The organism is Streptomyces sp. NPDC059649, from assembly GCF_042734445.1.
GTDB lineage: Bacteria > Actinomycetota > Actinomycetes > Streptomycetales > Streptomycetaceae > Streptomyces.
In genome coordinates this window covers 1-16567 of sequence record NZ_JBHWDV010000031.1, presented here as the reverse complement: position 1 = coordinate 16567, position 16567 = coordinate 1, and the positions used below count along the sequence as shown (strand labels likewise).

Here is a 16567-nt window from a genome sequence, read left to right as displayed (position 1 = left end):
CCGGAGAAGGCCGGCGCCCGTCATGCCTCAGATCCCGGTAGGAGCCGGCGTGGCGCGCCTCAGTGGGCCATCACCGGGACCGGGACCTCGTCCGCGCCCTCGGCCGCGGTCTTGCCGTCCGCCGAGGAGGCCACCGGCGAACCGGCGCCCGGACGCCCGGTGTTGATGAGGGTGAAGGCGATCGTGCCGGCCAGCAGCAGGATGCCGACCGCCCACCAGATGGCGGTGGTGTAGCCGTGCACCATCGACTGGAGCTTGAGCAGATCACGGGAGTGCGCACCGGCCGCGTGCGAGGTGGCGTACGCCGTGGTGGCGCTCGCCGCGATCGTGTTCAGCAGGGCCGTGCCGATCGCGCCGCCCACCTGCTGCGAGGTGTTGACCATCGCGGAGGCGACACCGGCGTCGCGCGGCTGGACCCCGTGGGTGGCCAGCGACATCGCGGGCATGAACGCCGTACCCATGCCGAGGCCCATCAGCAGGAAGCCGGGCAGGATCAGCGCCGGGTAGGACGTGTCCAGGTCGATCTGGGTCAGCACCAGCATGCCGGTCGCGGCCACCACGAAGCCGGGGGCCATCAGCAGCCGCGGCCGGACCCGGGTCATCAGCCGGGCACCGATCTGCGTCGAGCCGGTGATCATGCCCGCGATCATCGGCAGGAAGGCCAGACCGGTCTCGACCGGCGAGTACCCCTTCACCTTCTGCAGGTAGTAGGTCAGGAAGAGGAAGAGTCCGAACATCCCGATCACGGCCAGGCCGAGCGACGCGTAGACGCCGGCGCGGTTCCGCTCGGAGACCACCCGCAGCGGCAGCAGCGGCGCCTTCACCCTGGACTCGACCAGCACGAAGGTCAGCAGCAGCACGGCGGCCGCGACGAACAGCCCCAGCGTCGGGCCGGCCAGCCAGCCGTCGGACTCGGCGCGGGTGAACCCGTAGACCAGCGAGACCAGACCGAGGGTGGCCAGGACGACGCCCGGGATGTCCAGCCGGGACGGGTTACGGCTGCCCGCGGGCTCCCGGATGACCAGGTAGGCACCGGTCGCGGCGATCGCGGCGAACGGGATGTTCACGAAGAAGGTCCAGCGCCAGTTCATGTACTGGGTGAGCACACCGCCGAGGATCAGACCGACGGCGCCGCCGCCACCGGCGATCGCACCGAAGATGCCGAACGCCTTGGCACGCTCCTTGGCCTCGGTGAACGTCACGGCGAGGAGGGAGAGCGCGGAGGGCGCCAGCAGCGCGCCGAAGACGCCCTGCAGTGCGCGCGCACCGAGCAGCACGCCCTCGTTGGCCGCGGCCCCGCCGAGCGCGGAGGCGATCGCGAATCCGGCCAGCCCGGTGATGAAGGTCCGCTTCCGGCCCCACAGGTCGGCGACCCGCCCGCCGAACAGCAGCAGTCCGCCGAAGGCCAGCGCGTACGCGGTGATCACCCACTGCCGGTTGGCGTCGGTGATGCCGAGGTCCTTCTGGGCGGAGGGCAGCGCGATGTTCACGATGGTCGCGTCGAGGACGACCATCAGCTGGGCGAGGGCGATGAATATCAGCGCTTTCCAGCGCCGGGGATCGACGGACGGGACGGTTTCAGGCATGGCGGGATCCACCTAGTGGCGTGTGAGCGAACAAGAGCGAAGGAGGGGGCGGGACGAACGGGACGGACGAATGGAGGGGGAGGTAGCAGGCCGAGCGAGGAAGGAGAGAGGAAGGAGAGAGGCGGCGCGGGGACGTGTGACGCGTGATGCGCGACACGCAATGCGTGATGCGTGATACGTGATACGTGATGCGTCAGGATTTCCGGCGCCTGAGGTCCTCCAACGTGGCGGCACAACCGGGGAGTTCGGAGCGGGCGGGCGCCTGCAGGCCGTCCAGGAACAGCTGCAGATGCCGGTGGACGAACTTGTCGAAGTCGATGCACGCACTCCCCGGCAGCGGCCGGGTGAGCTGGGTGATCGCGACCATCAGATCACCGACGGCGATGTCGGTACGCAGCTGACCGCTGTCGCGTGCGGCGCCCATGAGGGCCTCGACGGCCGCCTCCAGGCGGGCGCGCGCGGCGACCAGATCGGGGTGGTCACGGTCGACGCCGTCGGAGAGCAACGGGCACAGGGCCCCGATCTTCTCCTCCACCGCAGCGTGGACGAAGCGCCTCAGCGCTCGGAAGGCATCGGACTCCTCGACAAGGACGGATTCCGCCCGGTCCGCGGTACGGGACATGACGGAGAGCGTGACGTGGTGGATCAACTCCAGGCGATCCGCGAAGTGACGATAAAGCGTCGCATTGCCGACCCCGGCACGTCGAGCGATTTCATCGAAGGGGACGTCGGCCCCGAACTCGACCATCGTCTCGCGGGCGGCCGCGATGATCCGCTCCCGGTTGCGCAGCGCGTCCGCCCGCAGCCGGGGTGACGACGTGCCGTGCTTCACCTTCTTGGCACTCGTGGCGCCGACACCTACGACCATCCGACTCACCCCTTCCGACTCTCGACTTCCCGGCTTCCGACTTCCCGGCTCCCGGCCAACCGGGGAAAGGCTCCCCGGTTTGACCGAACGACTGGTTAAACGGGGAACCGCTCCCCGGATATTTCACGTCGGCATGTGACCTGCCGCACACGGCCGCGGCGGCCCGCGTCCCGCCCCTCTCGCGCACCTCGCCCGCCCTCTCCCGCTCCCCCGGTGGCCCTCGCCCGGCCCCGGGTGGCCCCGGGTGGCCCCGTGCCTCCGATTGATGTAATTCCGCGCGCGAGCGATCACCCCGCGTCCCAAGGTGATCGTTATGAAGCTCAAGGTATCCGCGGTGCTGGCCGCCGGTGCGGCCACCGCGGCGGCGGCCATAGCGTTGGGTTCACCCCCCAACGCCGTGGCCATACCTCCTGGGCCCGGTGCCCCGCCCAGCGGCCCCTGCGCGCTGCACGGCATCACCAACGACGTCGCCGAATCGGCCGACACCCCCGCCGGTTTCGCCCGCTCGTCGGGCGTCGTACGGGCCCTGACACTCTTCATCGACTTTCCGGACGCCCGCGCCACGATGCCGGCCAGCGCCCGCTTCGCCGAGTTCTTCCCCGCCACCACCGACTTCTTCCGCACCAGCTCGTACGGCAGGCTGACCTACCTGCCGATACCGCTGTTCCGGTGGATCCGGATGTCCCGGCCACTGGCCGCGTACGGCATCCAGCGCGGCACCAACTTCGACCCGGCCTCGGACGGCGGCTATCACGCGCTGTCGCAGGAGGTCGTGCGCACCATCGACCCGATCGTCAACTTCCGTGACTACGACGTCATCAACATCATCGCGGCGCCCAACGCGGGGCCGCCGGCCACCCGTACGGTCCTGTCGGTCACGTTCAGCGGGGGCGATCTGGGTCTGAAGACGGCCGACGGGGTGCCGTTCCGGAACGCGTCCTTCATCTGGAGCCGGCAGTCCGGGCTGAGCGCCTTCCGCGTCCTCAACCACGAGAACGCGCACAGCTTCGGGCTGCCCGACCTCTACTACACGGACGACCGCCCGGAGCCGCCACCGGTGGGCCACTGGGACCCGATGGACGAGGACTGGGGGCCGAACAACGACTTCGTCGGCTGGCACAAGTGGAAGCTCGGCTGGCTGGCGCCCCAACAGGTGCACTGCGCGCCGCCGCACGGGACGCCCGGTGAACACACCCTCACCCCGGTCTCCACACCGGGCGGCACCAAGATCGTCGTCATCCCGACCTCACCGCACAGCGCCCTGGTGGTCGAGGCCCGCAGCCGCGGCCTGCTCGACCCCGCGGTCTGCCGGCCGGGCATCCTGGTCTACCGCGTCGCCACCGACGTGCCCTCCGGCCGCGGCCCGCTCCGGATCGTGGACGCCACCCCGCACAGCGGCGGCTGCTACCGGGCCAACCCGTACGTCGACCCGGAACTGACCGATGCGACCTTCCTCCCCGGCGAGACCTACGCCGACCACGCCACCGGTGCCGCGGTCACCGTCCTCACGGAAAACCAGGACGGCACCTACCGCGTCCGCGTCACCCCGGCCCGCGCCTGACCCCCGACCTCCCCACCAACGGGCCCGCAGGGGGCTCCCGCAGGGGCCCTCCTCAGAGGGCTCTGCCCAGGCAGCTCCCACACAGGGCGCCCTCCTCAGGGGCACCCCTCAAGGGCTCCCCTCATTAGCGCCCCCTCATCAGCGCTCCCCTCAGGGAAGGTCGTCCCCCTCCTCCCGCCAGTGCCGCCGCCCGATGCTGATCAGCCGCAACTGGCGGCGCGCCGTACGCACCACCTGATCGGCGGCCCCGGGCGCCCCGTCCTCGTCGGCGTCGAGCAGCGCGGCGGCGGTGGTGACCAGCCGGTCCACGTACAGCTCGGCCAGCATCCGGACGTCGTCATCGCGCCATCCCTCCGACACCGGCTGGGACTTGAGCGCCGCCGCGACCTCCTCCGCGAACCTGTCGAGTTCGTCCGCGATGGCCTGCCGTACGGCCCGTACGCCGCCGTGCCGCTCACGGGCGATGAACCGGATGTGCAGCGGGTACGCCCGTACGTGCCGCTCGACGACCGCGACCGTACGGTCTATTCGCTCCTCGGCGCCGTCCTGTTCGGCGAGGATCGCCCGCACCATCACGTGCAGACTGCCGAGCGCCTCCTCGACCAGCGCGACACCGAGCTCCCCCAGATCCTTGAAGTGCCGGTAGAACGCGGCCGGGGCGATGCCCACCACCCGCGTCACCTCCCGCAGGCCCAGACTGCTCAGGCCCTGTTCCGCCAACAGGCCGAGCGCCGCGTCGAGCAGCGCCTGGCGGGTCTTCTGCTTCTGGGCCTGGCGGACCCCAAGGGTGTGACTCATGTCATCCAGTAAACAACCGTTCTCTTAACTTCTCCACCCCTGTACCGCCGTATGCTGGAGGGGCTCAGTGAACAACTGTCCTCCGAGTGGAAAAGGCAGATCATGCTCTTCCTCGTCGCAGCCCTCCTCCTGATGGGGATCATGCTGGGCACCGCGGCACACCTCCCCGTCCCCGTCACCCTCATCGCGGCCACCGTCATCAGCGGCTGGCTGCTCGTCTTCTTCCTCCGCGAACGCCGCCACAAGACCGAGGTGACCTCCCGATGACCGCGCTCAGCGAAGCCCCGCGGACGATCTCCCCCGCGCCGGCCGCCGCCGCCCGCTCCCACGCCGACGGCATGGCCGTGGCCTCCTTCATCCTCGGCCTGCTCGGGACCCTGGTCCTCAACCTCGTCCTCGGCCCCTGTGCCCTGATCCTCGGCGGCCTCGCGCTGGCCCGCGGCACCACCCGCCGCGGCCGCGCCCTCCTGGGCCTAGCCCTCGGCGCCACGGACCTCCTCCTGCTCGCCCTCCTCGTCACCACGGACGGCACGCTCAGCTGGCACATCGCCGGCTGACACCCAGCCAGGAGACACCCCCGCAGGGCCCCGCCCCAACACCGCCACACCCCCTACCGCACCCCCGCCACGACCACGCTGACCTGCGCAAACACAAACCTTGCAAGCGCGGATCCCTTATCCGCTAGGCTAGTCGCCGGATCACGCCGTGATCCACGCCTCCGTAGCTCAGGGGATAGAGCACCGCTCTCCTAAAGCGGGTGTCGCAGGTTCGAATCCTGCCGGGGGCACCAGCGGAAAGACCCCCAGCCGGTCATGGCTCGGGGTCTTCGGCGTTTACGGGGTTTCCGGTGGGAGGCGGAGGGCCGGCGGGGAAGGGGAGGGCGGGGCGATCCCTACGGCCCAGCCGGCCGACGGCGGGGAAGGCGACGGCGGCGGTGTCGGGTTCGCCGAGTGGAGCTCTCAGCTGTTTGACGGGTGGAGTCCTCAGCTGCCGGGCGGGCGGAACTCGACGGCCTTCTTGGCGGCCTCGTCCATGTCCTCCACGGCAAGCAGCGGCGTCGCCTTGGACTGCAGCGCACCCGAGGCCCGGACCGTCATGGCGACGGTGGCCATCGCGAGTGGGTCGGGGAAGTCGACGATGCAGTAGAGGTCCGTCTCGCCGTAGGCGAAATACATCGACTCCAGGGTGCCGCCGCAGGAGGCGACGGCCTGCTGCACGGCGGCCCGGCGACCGCTGCCGCCTTCGGCCAGCAGCCCCTTCGCCCCCTCAGGGGTGTAGCTCGCCTGCACCAAATACCTCGGCATCTGTCCTCCGGTGGTCCCGCTGCCGCGGGCGCGCGGCATCCCTCACCATCGTGATCCGGGACGGGGGAGAGTGTGCGGTTGCGTGCGGCCGAACGGATTGCGCACGGCCTCCCATGGCGATCTCGGGGAACCGCGCCGGGCCGGACGAGGGGCGAGTTATCCACAGGGGCCGCGGGGAGGTGGACGGAGCTCGTAGGCTTTCGGGGTGGCTCTGGTGGACGTGGGAATGGTCGAGGACATGGATGCAGCAGACGCTCCCGAGGCGGGCGAGGCGAGCGAGGCGGTGCAGGTACTGCGCCGTGTCTTCGGATACGACGCGTTCCGGGGCAGCCAGCAGGAGATCATCGAGCACGTCATAGGGGGCGGCGACGCCGTCGTCCTGATGCCGACCGGTGGCGGCAAGTCGCTCTGCTATCAGATTCCGTCGCTGGTCAGGCCAGGTGTCGGGGTCGTGATCTCGCCGTTGATCGCGCTGATGCAGGACCAGGTCGACGCCCTGCGGGCGCTCGGGGTGCGGGCCGGGTTCCTCAATTCGACGCAGGACCTGGAGGAGCGGCGGCTCGTCGAGGCGGAGTTCCTGGCCGGGGAGCTGGACCTGCTGTATCTGGCGCCGGAACGGCTGCGGGTCGAGCAGACGCTGAACCTGCTGGACCGGGGCAAGGTCTCCCTCTTCGCGATCGACGAGGCGCACTGTGTGGCGCAGTGGGGGCACGACTTCCGGCCGGACTATCTGGCCCTGTCGATGCTGCACGAGCGCTGGCCCGACGTACCGCGGATCGCGCTGACGGCCACGGCGACGGAGGCCACGCACGCCGAGATCAGCTCCCGGCTGAAGATGGCCGAGGCCCGGCACTTCGTGGCGAGCTTCGACCGGCCGAACATCCAGTACCGGATCGTGTCCAAGAGCGAGCCCAAGCGGCAGCTGCTGGAGCTGCTGCGGAGCGAGCACGCCGGCGACGCCGGGATCGTCTACTGCCTCTCACGGGCCTCCGTGGAGAAGACCGCACAGTTCCTGGTGGACAACGGCATCGCCGCGGTGCCGTACCACGCCGGTCTCGACTCCCGTACGCGCGCGGAGCACCAGGCGCGGTTCCTGCGGGAGGACGGGCTGATCGTGGTCGCCACCATCGCGTTCGGGATGGGGATCGACAAGCCGGACGTACGGTTCGTGGCACATCTGGACCTGCCGAAGTCGGTGGAGGGCTACTACCAGGAGACCGGGCGCGCCGGGCGGGACGGCCTGCCGTCGACGGCCTGGCTGGCGTACGGGCTGCAGGACGTGGTCCAGCAGCGGAAGATGATCGACGGTTCGGAGGGGGACGAGGCCCACCGGCGGCGGCTGTCGGCCCATCTCGACGCGATGCTGGCGCTGTGCGAGACGGTGCAGTGCCGACGGGTCCGGCTGCTGGCCTACTTCGGGCAGGAGAGCGACAGCACCTCTTGCGGCAACTGCGACACGTGTCTGACCCCGCCGCAGACCTGGGACGGCACGGTCGCCGCGCAGAAGCTGCTGTCGACGGTCGTACGGCTGCAGCGCGAGCGCGGGCAGAAGTTCGGCGCGGGCCAGATCATCGACATCCTGATGGGGAAGAAGACCGCCAAGGTCATCCAGTTCGATCATGATGCGCTGAGCGTCTTCGGGGTGGGCGCCGATCTCCGCGAGGCCGAATGGCGCGGTGTGGTACGGCAGTTGCTGGCGCAGGGGCTGCTCGCCGTCGAGGGCGAGTACGGCACGCTGGTGCTCACCGAGAAGAGCGGCGAGGTGCTGCGCGGCGGGCGTGAGGTGCCGATGCGGCGGGAGCCGGAGAAGGCCGCGCGGGCCGCGAAGGCGAAGACCGCGAAGGGCAAGCGGGCGCCGGTGGATCTGCCCGAGGAGGCGCTGCCGGTCTTCGAGGCGCTGCGTGGCTGGCGGGCCCGTGCGGCCAAGGAACAGGGCGTGCCCGCGTATGTGATCTTCCATGACGCGACGCTGCGGGAGATCGCCCTCCTGGGACCGGCGACGACGGCCGAACTCGGAACGGTCAACGGGGTCGGCGAGAACAAGCTCGCGAAGTACGGCCAGCAGATCCTGGATGTGCTGGCCGGGCGGGAGGGCGACGGGGACGGCGCGGCCGAGCAGCGGGCGGTGGCGGTCGCCGATCCCGAGCCAGGACGCGGGCGCGGGCCCGTACCCGTACCCGCCCCGCAGGACCAGGAGGAAGAGGTGCTCCCGGAGCCGCCGGACGACATCGACTGGTGACGGGCGCCATCGGCCGGCGAGCGAGGCGGTGTCAGACGACGACCGGGGCGGCCTCGGCCGGCGAGCGGGCGGTGTCGGTCAGGGACTGCGGTATCGGCCGACGACCGAGGCGGTATCGGCAGGGGCGCCATCGACCGGGGCGCCATGTCCGGCGACCGGGGCGGCGGGTGGGGGAATCTTCAGCGCGGCCATCCGACGGCGGGGCGCGTACGACCCGTTCGCCCCCGCAGTGGACGCAGCACTCGCCGCACGCCCCGGGCGCCTTGCCGGGCTTGCGGCCTTTGGCCGGGACTGCCGGGCGCGCTGTCACGGGACCGATTCCAGAGATCTTGCTGACTGTTACACAACGTACGGATTGCCGTTAAGGACGCTCCGTAAGGTGCCTCCCGTACCGTGACCCGGGCGGCCCGAGCCGCCCCCGACGAGGAGTACCCATGCGGGCCCAGCGCCGCTCCATGATCCGTACCGCCACCGTCGCCACCGGTGCGCTCGCCGTCCTGCTGCTGCCCACGGGCGCCGCGTTCGCCGCGGATTCCACCGCGCCCACGGAAAGCCGTACGTCGATCATGCTGCCCGACAACGGGCTGGCCGGGATCGCCGAGAAGGCCGGGCACCTGCCCAAGGCGGGCCTGATCGGGGGCGCCGCCGCACTGGGCGTGGCGGGCGCGACCATCGCCGTCCACCGCCGCCGCCAGTCGAGCGGCAGCCGGCAGGTCTGAGCACCCACCGGGGGAGGCGGAAGCTACTCCCCCGGTTGCTCCTCCACCATCCGCTTACTCCCCCGGCTGTTCCTCCACGATCCGCTTACTCACCCGGCTGTTCCTCCACCATCCGCTGGACGTCCTCGTACGCCAGCGCCGCGCCGCCCGGCTCGGGCAGCGGCTGCCCCGTACGGATCGCCTCGGCCGTCCCCAGGGTGGCCTGCAGGGCCGTACGGAAGAGCAGCGAACCGGTGCTGATCCGGCGCACGCCGAGTTCCGCCAGCCGGGCGACGGTGTGCCGGCCCGGCGTGAAGAGGATGTTCAGCGGGGCCTGGACCTCGCGGACCAGCACGGCGATGTCCTCGTCGGCGACGATCCCCGGTACGAACACCCCGTCCGCGCCCGCCGTCAGATAGCTCTCGGCGCGGGCCAGCGTCTCCGACAGCGGCGGCGGGTTGTCCACCCGCCAGTGGGTGTCGACCCGGGCGTTCAGGAACAGCCCCGGCGCCCGCTGCTTCACCGCGGCGAGCACCTCGGCCTGCCGCGCCGGGTCCTGCAGCCCCGCGCCGCCGGGCAGCCCGTCCTCCAGATTGAGCCCCGCCGCCCCGGCCTCCGCCAGCGCCCCCGCCAGGTCCGCCACCTGCTGCGGCCCGCCACCGAACCCACCCTCGATGTCGACGGTGTACGGGCAGGCCAGCCGGCCGTTGAGGCGCAGGGCCAGGGCGAGGGTGGCGTCCTTGACCTCGGCGAGCCCGCGGCCGTCCGGATAACCGTGGGCCGCCGCGACCCCCAGGCTCGTCGTGCCGACCGCCGCGAATCCGGCCGCGGCGAGGGCGACCGCCGACGCGACATCCCAGGCGTTGGGGAGCAGCAGCGGCTGGTCGGCATGGTGCAGCGCGTGGAAGTGGAAGGTGGCGTACTCCGGGGAGGTGCTCATACGGGCACCGTAGGCACGAGTCCCTTCGGTACGCACCGAAGACTCGCGGCGGACAATCGAGTCATGACCACTCCGGCGTACAGCACCGAGCTCGCACGGCTGGCCGCACTGCTCGCGGACCGCACCCGGGCCGCCTTCTGCCTGGCCCTGCTCGACGGGCGCGCCTGGACGGCCGGCGAGCTGGCCGCGTACGCACAGGTCGCGCCCTCGACGGCGAGCGAGCATCTGACCCGGCTGACCGAGGGCGGACTGCTCGTCGAACGGCGCCAGGGCCGCCACCGCTACCTCCAGCTCGCCGGCCCGCACGTCGCCGAGCTGCTGGAATCCCTGACGGCCCACCTCGATCCGCCGCAGGGGGCGCCGCGCGGGCTGCGCGCGGTGTCCGCCTCCGCGGCGCTGGCCCGGGGCCGCACCTGTTACGACCACCTCGCCGGCCGGCTCGGCGTGGCGATCACCGACGCGATGACGGCACGCGGCCTGGTCGACCAGGACGGCGGCTTCGCGCTCACCGACGCCGGCCGGGACTGGTTCACCGAGGCGCTGGGCGTCGAACCGGCCGCCCTGCGCACCGGCCGCCGGCCACCGGCCCGTGCCTGCCTCGACTGGACCGAGCGCCGCAACCACCTCGCGGGCACGGCCGGCGCCCGGCTCTGCGACCGGCTGCTCGACCGCCGCTGGATCCGCCGGATCGGCAGCGGCCGGGCGGTACGCCTCACCGACGACGGCGCGGCGGCGCTCCAGGAGCTGCTGGGGCTGGACGGGGCGGCGGCGGGGCTGCGGTGAGGAGCCCGCGGCTGCGGTGAGGGACCCGGGGCTGCGGTGAGGGACCGGGAGCTGCAGTAAGGAGCCCCGGGGCGGCGGTGCGGGGCCCGGACCTGCGGTGCGGGGACGCGTCAGCAGCCCGCCGGACCGCCGGACACGGCACCTAACGGGTGCCGCGGGTGCCGCGGGCGTCTCCCGCCCCGCACGCCCCCGCCCGCCCGTACACCGTGATGCGGGCGCCCCGGACCTCCGTCGTGCGGCAGACCTCGAAGGCGTCGCGCAGGGTGGCCCGCTTGGCGATCTCCTGGTCGTTGTCGTCGGCGGGCTGGCCGTCCGGGTCACCGGCGACCACGATCCGGCGGCTGGCCAGCATCCGGGCGCGAATGGCATCGCCGGAGCGTTCGGTGCCGTAGAGGGTGTGGGAGGCCAACGGGCTCTTGGCCAGGGCGAGATCGGTCAGGCCGCGGAAGTCGTGCGGCCGGGTCGCCCGCCAGATCCGCCGCCGGGCCGGCATGAACAGCAGGCCGTCGCCCGGCTCGGCCACCTCGCGTACGGCCCGGGCGACCGCGGTGACGTCGTCGACCCGGCTGTCCGGGCTGCGCAGATGCACGTCGATGGGCAGCAGGGCGGCCAGCACCAGCGCGACGGCGGCGGTCCGGCGCAGCCGGCGGGCCCGGGTCTGCCCCGGTTCGCCGGCCGGGCGCAGCAGCCGGGCCAGTGCGGCGCCGGCGAGCAGCGCGAAGCCGACGACGTAGTAGAGGACGTAGCGGTCGACGTAGGCCGGTTCGACGTGCGAGAGCAGCAGCAGGAGGAGGGTGGGCAGGAGCAACAGCGGAATGCCCAGGGCGCGCAGGCCGATCGGGCCGCGGGAGCGGATCCGCACCCGGGCACAGGCCAGGCCGAGGACCGCCAGCACCGCGAAGGTCAGCAGCTGCAATGGGTCCGGCCACATCAGCCAGCTGATCTGCGCCGACTGCCGGGTGCTGAACACCGCGAGCGGGGCCAGACCGGCGAGGACGGTGGCCGCGGACAGCGCCCAGGCGCGCAGCACGCGGCGGGGCAGCCGGGCGAGGATCAGCGCGGCGGCGTGCACGGGCAGCACCAGGCACGCGAACTCGTGCAGCAGACAGGCGGCCAGCATGAGCGCCGTGTAGCCGAGCCACAGCGTGGGCCGCGGGCGCGGGACCGGCCGTGGGTGCGGCCGTGGGTGCGGGGACGAGGGGTTGGGCTGCGCGGCCCCGGCGGTCACGACCAGCAGATACGTGGCCCAGACGACCAGTGCGCAGACCGTCGCGTACGAGCGTCCCTCCTGCGCGTACTGCTGGACGACGGGGATGCAGGCGAACGTGAAGCCGGCCAGCAGGCCCGCCCGCCGGCCGACGAGGCGGTGCCCGAGCAGGGCGACGCCCGCGGTGGCGGCGGTCATCGCGGCCACCGACGGCAACCGCAGCCCCACCACCTCGCCGAACACCCCGTCGAGGGTGGCGTCGTAGACCCGGAACCAGCCGTGCATCAGCGCGTAGTACAGGCCGTGGACGACATCGACGTGCAGCAGCGTGTGCCACAGGTCGGGCAGGCTGCGGTGGGCCATGTCGTAGGTGACCGCCTCGTCACGCCATATGGCGTCCTGGCGGCGGATCCCCCACGCCCCCAGGAGCAGCATCACCCCGGAGGGCATCAGCATCACCGCGCCCTGCGCCGCCCACGCTCGGCGCGTGGCGACGGCGGACGCGGAGGCCGGCTTCTGTGCTTGCGCTACGTCGATGACGGGCTCCGGTCACGTACGGGACCAAGGACGGGCCAGCGGGGAGGTACGAGCGGAACGGGCCGGGGGCTCCGGCGGAACGGGGCGGGACGGACCCGCCTGCCGCTGCCACCGGAGCCCCCGGACCGCTCACCCGAGACGGGTCAGCTTCGCCCCGAAGGTCGGCTCGGTGAGGTCGTCCTTGAGGACGACCGGGACCTTCTGGGTGCTCGCGCCGTTGCCGACCGTCAGCACACCGACCTCGGTGCCGGCCTTCGCCTCGTGCGGCAGGGTCTTGCCGCCGGTGCTCATCGAGAACGTCGCCTTCATGCCGGGCCAGCCGACCGCCGACAGGTCCTTGGTCGCCACGACCGGCGTCTGCCCGCCGAGGCCGTCGTCCACGTACCCGACGACCTGACCCTTCTTCACCACGGTGTCGGAGACCAGCGCGTTACGGGCCGCCGTGATCACCTTCTCGGTGTTGTCCAGCACCAGGTCGAGCTGCGCGTTGGGGTCCGGGCTGTTGGTGTGCTGGTCCATCGTCACACCGAGGATCAGCTGGTCCTTGCCGCCGACGGTGCGGTAGCTGGCCCACATGAACGTGCCGCCGGCCGGCGAGCTCGATCCGGTCTTGATGCCGGCGACCTGACCCGCCATCGTCGTGAGCAGGCGGTTGTTGTTGTAGATCTTCTCCGGCAGGCCGTCGATCTGGACGTTCTCGGTGCGGACGACCTCGCGGAACGCATCGTTCTTCATGACCTGCTCGGCCAGCTTGAGCTGGTCGACGGCGGTGCTCACGGTCGCCTTGTCCAGACCGCTGGGGTCGGTGTACGTCGTGTGGGTCATGCCCAGCTTCTTGGCGGCGGCGTTCATCTTCTTCACGAACGCCTCCTCGGAACCGGCGTCCCAACGGGCAAGCTGCCGCGCGACGTTGTTGCCCGAGGGGATCATCAGCATCTGCAGCATCTGGTACTGGTTGAACTGCTGGTCCTTCTTGAGCGGAACGCGCGACTCGTCCCGCTTCTTCGAGTCCGCCTCACCCTGCGCGTCGATCGTGATCGTCTCGCCCTTCTCGCCCTTCTTGAGCGGGTGGCCGCTGAGGATCACGTACGCGGTCATCACCTTGGCGACGCTCGCGGTCGGCACCGGCTTCTCCGCACCGGAACTGCCCATCCGGCCCACGCCGACGACCTCGGCGGCGGCCTGGCCCTGGTCCGGCCACGGCATCGAGAGCGTGCCGCCCTTGAAGGTGAACGAGGTGGAGGCGCCGACGGCGAGTTGGGGCTCGGGCAGCGGGCGCACCCCCTGGACGATCACGAAGATGATCGCCAGCAGCACCACCAGCGGGGTCCAGATCTTGAACCGGCGGACGACCGTGCGCAGCGGGGTCTCGGGCGGCGGCGGGGTGTTGGTGAGCTTCGCCAGGAGGTCGAGCGGCGGCAGCGGCTCCTGCTTGGTCCGCTCGGACTCGGGCAGTGCATCGGGACGGGCCGGCGCGGTGGCACCGGCCGGGGCGGCGGCCGGCAGGGCACCGGGCGCGCTCGCGGGCTTGGGCGGCGCGGCGGAGGGCTTCTCCTTCACCCCGGCCTGGTCCGCCGCCTTGTCGGCCGTCTTGGCCGTCGTCCTGTCCGCCGACTTCTCGGCAGGCTTGTCGGCAGGCTTGTCCGCGGCCTTTTCGTCGGCCTTCGGGGCGGGCTTGCCGGGCGTACCGAGGGGGGTCCGGGGCGCCGTCTTGCCGAGGGACTTGCCGGCCGTGCCGTCGTCCGCCGACTTCAACGCCACGAACTGACTGGTCCGCTCCGAGTCACGCTCGGCAGCGACCCCCTTGCCACTGTCCTTGCCGTCGTTGCTGCCCTTGTCGTCCTTGCTGCCCTTGTCGGAGTCCTTCTTGGCGTCCTTGCCGGGATCCTTCGGGGCGTCCTTCGCGTCCTCGCTCTTGGCGGAGGCCTTCGCGGAGGCCTTCCCTGAGGCCTTTTCAGCGTCCTTTTCGGCGTCCTTCTCGGCAGCCTTGGCCGGGGCCTTGGCAGGCGGGGTGATCTTGAAAGCGGTGGTCGCCTGGTCGACCGGTGCGGCCGTGTCGGCGGAGGCGCTCTTCCCCTTGACCTTCGCAACAGCGAACACTCGGGTCGCCTCATCCACTGCCGACCCGTCGGCCCCGTCCTCCTCGTCGGCCGCCTCTACGGGCTTGCCCTTCTGCGGCCCGACGGTCTTGAACACAGCGGTCGGCTGATCAACGACCGCAGGCTTGGCCTTGGCCGCGGACTTGGGCTTGGCCGCGGACTTGGGCTCGGACCTGGCCTCGGACTTGGGCTCCTCCGCATCCTCGGGCTCGTCCGCATCCGTGGGCTCGGCCTTGGCCTTGGCCTTGGCACCGTCCTCCGACTCGGCGGCAGCTTCGGGCTCCCCCTCCGACTCCCGCTCCCGGTCGCCCTCCGAATTTGCGGAAGCGTGGCGGGTCTTCGCGCGCCCCTCATCGCCCTTCGCGCCGTCCTCGACGCCCTTCGCGCCACCGTCATCGGACGTGTCGCGAGCGTCGGCAGCACCAGCCTCGGTACCAGTCTCGGCACCGGCTTCGGCGCCGCCCTCGGCCTCCTCGTCGCCCTTCCCGGCGACCCAGGCGGCCACAGCCGTCCGCAGACGTTCGTCACCGACCTCGGGGGCCTCGGCGTCGCCGCCGGCCTTCTGCGCCCCCTCGGACGCCTCCGACGCCTCCGCATCCCCGTTCAGCGCGGACACCTCGGCATCCCCGTTCAGCGCGGACGCCTCCGCATCCCCGTTCGGCTCGGACGCCTCGGACGGCTCGGTCGACTTCTTCGAGTCCTCGCCCTCCCCCGTCGCCGATTCCTCCGCCGGCTCGGCCGGCTCCCCTCGGAGGACGGACAGGCGCGGATCACGTTCGCTCCGCGCCGTCTCCCCCGACGACTGCTTCTTGTCCGACTTGTCGGGGGACTCGCCCGCCACCGATGTCTCCTTCATATGTCGCACTGCCGCATTGACCCAGTGTTTCCAAGTGTCCTGTGTTCCGGTGGCAGCACCTCGCCGCCACGCGAACCGGTATGCGCCGCAACCCCACGGATAGATGTCGCCAACGTGCAAGACGAGAACGACATACCTACCGGTTCCCTACCGAACCCCCCACGCACTCTCGACAGATGAATGTGAGAGGGGTCACCCTGTCATTCATCCACGCGGGGAGGCATGGATGGGCAGGAGCCGCAGAACAATTCCGGAGGAGCTTCTGCTGCTCGCTTTGGACCCGGCGACGGGCACCACAGCGCAGCCGCAGTCGCTCGACCTCGGCCTGGCCGGGGCCCAGCTAGTAGAGCTGGCTCTGGCAGGACGGATAGCCCCAGACGGGGATCGTATCGCCGTGGTGATGGCACGGCCGACAGGAGATCCGACTCTGGACTCCGCGCTCGAACTGCTGCGCCGACGCGGCAGTCCGGTGCGCGCGGTCCACTGGATCGGCGGGCCCCGGCTGGGGCTGCGCCAGACGTACCTCACGCATCTCGAACGGTGCGGCATGGTGCATGCCGTGGCGGGCCAGATGTGCGGGGTTCTGCCGACGACGCGCTATCAAGCGACGGAGACGGCCATCAGCCGGGAAATCAGGGCCCGGCTGGACAACGCGATCCGCACCGGCGTACCCCCGGACCCGCGGACCGCGGCGCTCGCCGCGCTGGCTCATGCGGTCGGACTCGGCAAGCACCTCTATCCAGGGAACGAGGGGCGGTCATCGCGCTCCCGTCTCCGGGATCTGATCCGGCACGACCCCATGGGCGGGCTGGTGGCCCACGCCGTCATGGACGTGCAGAACGGCGCCGCGGCGCAACCACGGCGGGCGCAGGCCGCCGCGGGCGGTGCCGTACGGCAACCGGCGGCCCGCGCCACGGCGAACGCGTCCGGTACGCCGGGCCAGTCGCGGCACGGTCACGGCAGGATGGCCCGGGTGGGCGCCCGCTGACGCCCTGAAGGGCCCGTACGACCCGTTTCACCAGTGCACCACCGTCCCACGATCCCGTTCGGGAGCCGCAGCAAGGAAGCGCGGGGTGGCGGGCCGGCCGTTC

Annotated in this window: 14 protein-coding genes and 1 tRNA gene; 8 read left to right on the top strand and 7 right to left on the bottom strand. The window is 71.6% G+C overall.

Annotation, left to right across the window (positions count from 1 at the left end):
• Positions 1-59: 59 nt before the first annotated feature.
• Positions 60-1586, bottom strand: coding sequence for an MFS transporter (locus tag ACFV1J_RS27020; protein ID WP_385862204.1), 1527 nt, complete (start codon positions 1584-1586; stop codon positions 60-62).
• Between the two features lie 193 nt (positions 1587-1779).
• Positions 1780-2454 carry a TetR/AcrR family transcriptional regulator gene (locus ACFV1J_RS27015; RefSeq protein WP_385862202.1) on the bottom strand — a complete coding sequence of 225 codons (675 nt, stop codon included), beginning with the start codon at positions 2452-2454 and terminating at the stop codon, positions 1780-1782.
• Between the two features lie 313 nt (positions 2455-2767).
• On the opposite strand from ACFV1J_RS27015, the gene ACFV1J_RS27010 reads away from it, so the two are divergent.
• Positions 2768-4015 carry a M6 family metalloprotease domain-containing protein gene (locus ACFV1J_RS27010; protein ID WP_385862200.1) on the top strand — a complete coding sequence of 416 codons (1248 nt, stop codon included), beginning with the start codon at positions 2768-2770 and terminating at the stop codon, positions 4013-4015.
• 150 nt (positions 4016-4165) lie between these two features.
• Here the strand turns inward: ACFV1J_RS27010 and ACFV1J_RS27005 are convergent, their stop codons facing one another.
• Complete coding sequence (locus ACFV1J_RS27005; protein ID WP_385862198.1) at positions 4166-4813, bottom strand: TetR family transcriptional regulator; 648 nt, start codon at positions 4811-4813, stop codon at positions 4166-4168.
• Between the two features lie 102 nt (positions 4814-4915).
• Between ACFV1J_RS27005 and ACFV1J_RS27000 the strand changes: the two genes are divergently transcribed.
• The 3 genes from ACFV1J_RS27000 (at position 4916) to ACFV1J_RS26990 (ending at position 5603) form a co-directional block, all read left to right on the top strand.
• Complete coding sequence (locus ACFV1J_RS27000) at positions 4916-5080, top strand: hypothetical protein (RefSeq protein ID WP_385862196.1); 165 nt, start codon at positions 4916-4918, stop codon at positions 5078-5080.
• A complete protein-coding gene (locus ACFV1J_RS26995) occupies positions 5077-5370 on the top strand; it encodes a hypothetical protein (RefSeq protein ID WP_385862194.1) in 294 nt (97 codons plus the stop codon). The genes ACFV1J_RS27000 and ACFV1J_RS26995 overlap by 4 nt, the downstream gene beginning before the upstream one ends.
• Before the next feature lie 157 nt (positions 5371-5527).
• Positions 5528-5603: transfer RNA gene (locus tag ACFV1J_RS26990), tRNA-Arg, on the top strand.
• A gap of 193 nt (positions 5604-5796) precedes the next feature.
• Here the strand turns inward: ACFV1J_RS26990 and ACFV1J_RS26985 are convergent.
• Positions 5797-6117 carry a GYD domain-containing protein gene (locus tag ACFV1J_RS26985; RefSeq protein WP_385862192.1) on the bottom strand — a complete coding sequence of 107 codons (321 nt, stop codon included), beginning with the start codon at positions 6115-6117 and terminating at the stop codon, positions 5797-5799.
• Positions 6118-6343: 226 nt separating this feature from the next.
• Between ACFV1J_RS26985 and recQ the strand changes: the two genes are divergently transcribed.
• Entirely contained in the window at positions 6344-8356 is a 2013-nt protein-coding gene (recQ, locus tag ACFV1J_RS26980) for a DNA helicase RecQ (RefSeq protein ID WP_385862340.1), read from the top strand.
• Positions 8357-8790: 434 nt separating this feature from the next.
• Positions 8791-9075 (top strand): hypothetical protein, encoded by a 285-nt coding sequence (locus ACFV1J_RS26975; protein WP_385862190.1) that lies wholly within the window; start codon positions 8791-8793, stop codon positions 9073-9075.
• An 85-nt stretch (positions 9076-9160) separates the two neighbouring features.
• On the opposite strand, the gene ACFV1J_RS26970 is transcribed toward ACFV1J_RS26975, so the two are convergent.
• Positions 9161-9994 (bottom strand): isocitrate lyase/phosphoenolpyruvate mutase family protein, encoded by an 834-nt coding sequence (locus tag ACFV1J_RS26970; protein ID WP_385862188.1) that lies wholly within the window; start codon positions 9992-9994, stop codon positions 9161-9163.
• A 63-nt stretch (positions 9995-10057) separates the two neighbouring features.
• Here ACFV1J_RS26970 and ACFV1J_RS26965 point away from each other — a divergent pair, with 63 nt between their 5' ends.
• Positions 10058-10777: an ArsR/SmtB family transcription factor gene (locus tag ACFV1J_RS26965; RefSeq protein ID WP_385862187.1), complete on the top strand. Its 720-nt coding sequence runs from the start codon at positions 10058-10060 to the stop codon at positions 10775-10777.
• Positions 10778-10919: 142 nt separating this feature from the next.
• Here the strand turns inward: ACFV1J_RS26965 and ACFV1J_RS26960 are convergent, their stop codons facing one another.
• Entirely contained in the window at positions 10920-12440 is a 1521-nt protein-coding gene (locus ACFV1J_RS26960) for a hypothetical protein (RefSeq protein WP_385862185.1), read from the bottom strand.
• 210 nt (positions 12441-12650) lie between these two features.
• On the bottom strand, positions 12651-15461 hold the full coding sequence (locus tag ACFV1J_RS26955; protein ID WP_385862183.1) for a D-alanyl-D-alanine carboxypeptidase: 2811 nt from the start codon (positions 15459-15461) through the stop codon (positions 12651-12653).
• Positions 15462-15702: 241 nt separating this feature from the next.
• Here ACFV1J_RS26955 and ACFV1J_RS26950 point away from each other — a divergent pair, with 241 nt between their 5' ends.
• A complete protein-coding gene (locus ACFV1J_RS26950) occupies positions 15703-16464 on the top strand; it encodes a GPP34 family phosphoprotein (protein ID WP_385862182.1) in 762 nt (253 codons plus the stop codon).
• Positions 16465-16567: the final 103 nt, after the last annotated feature.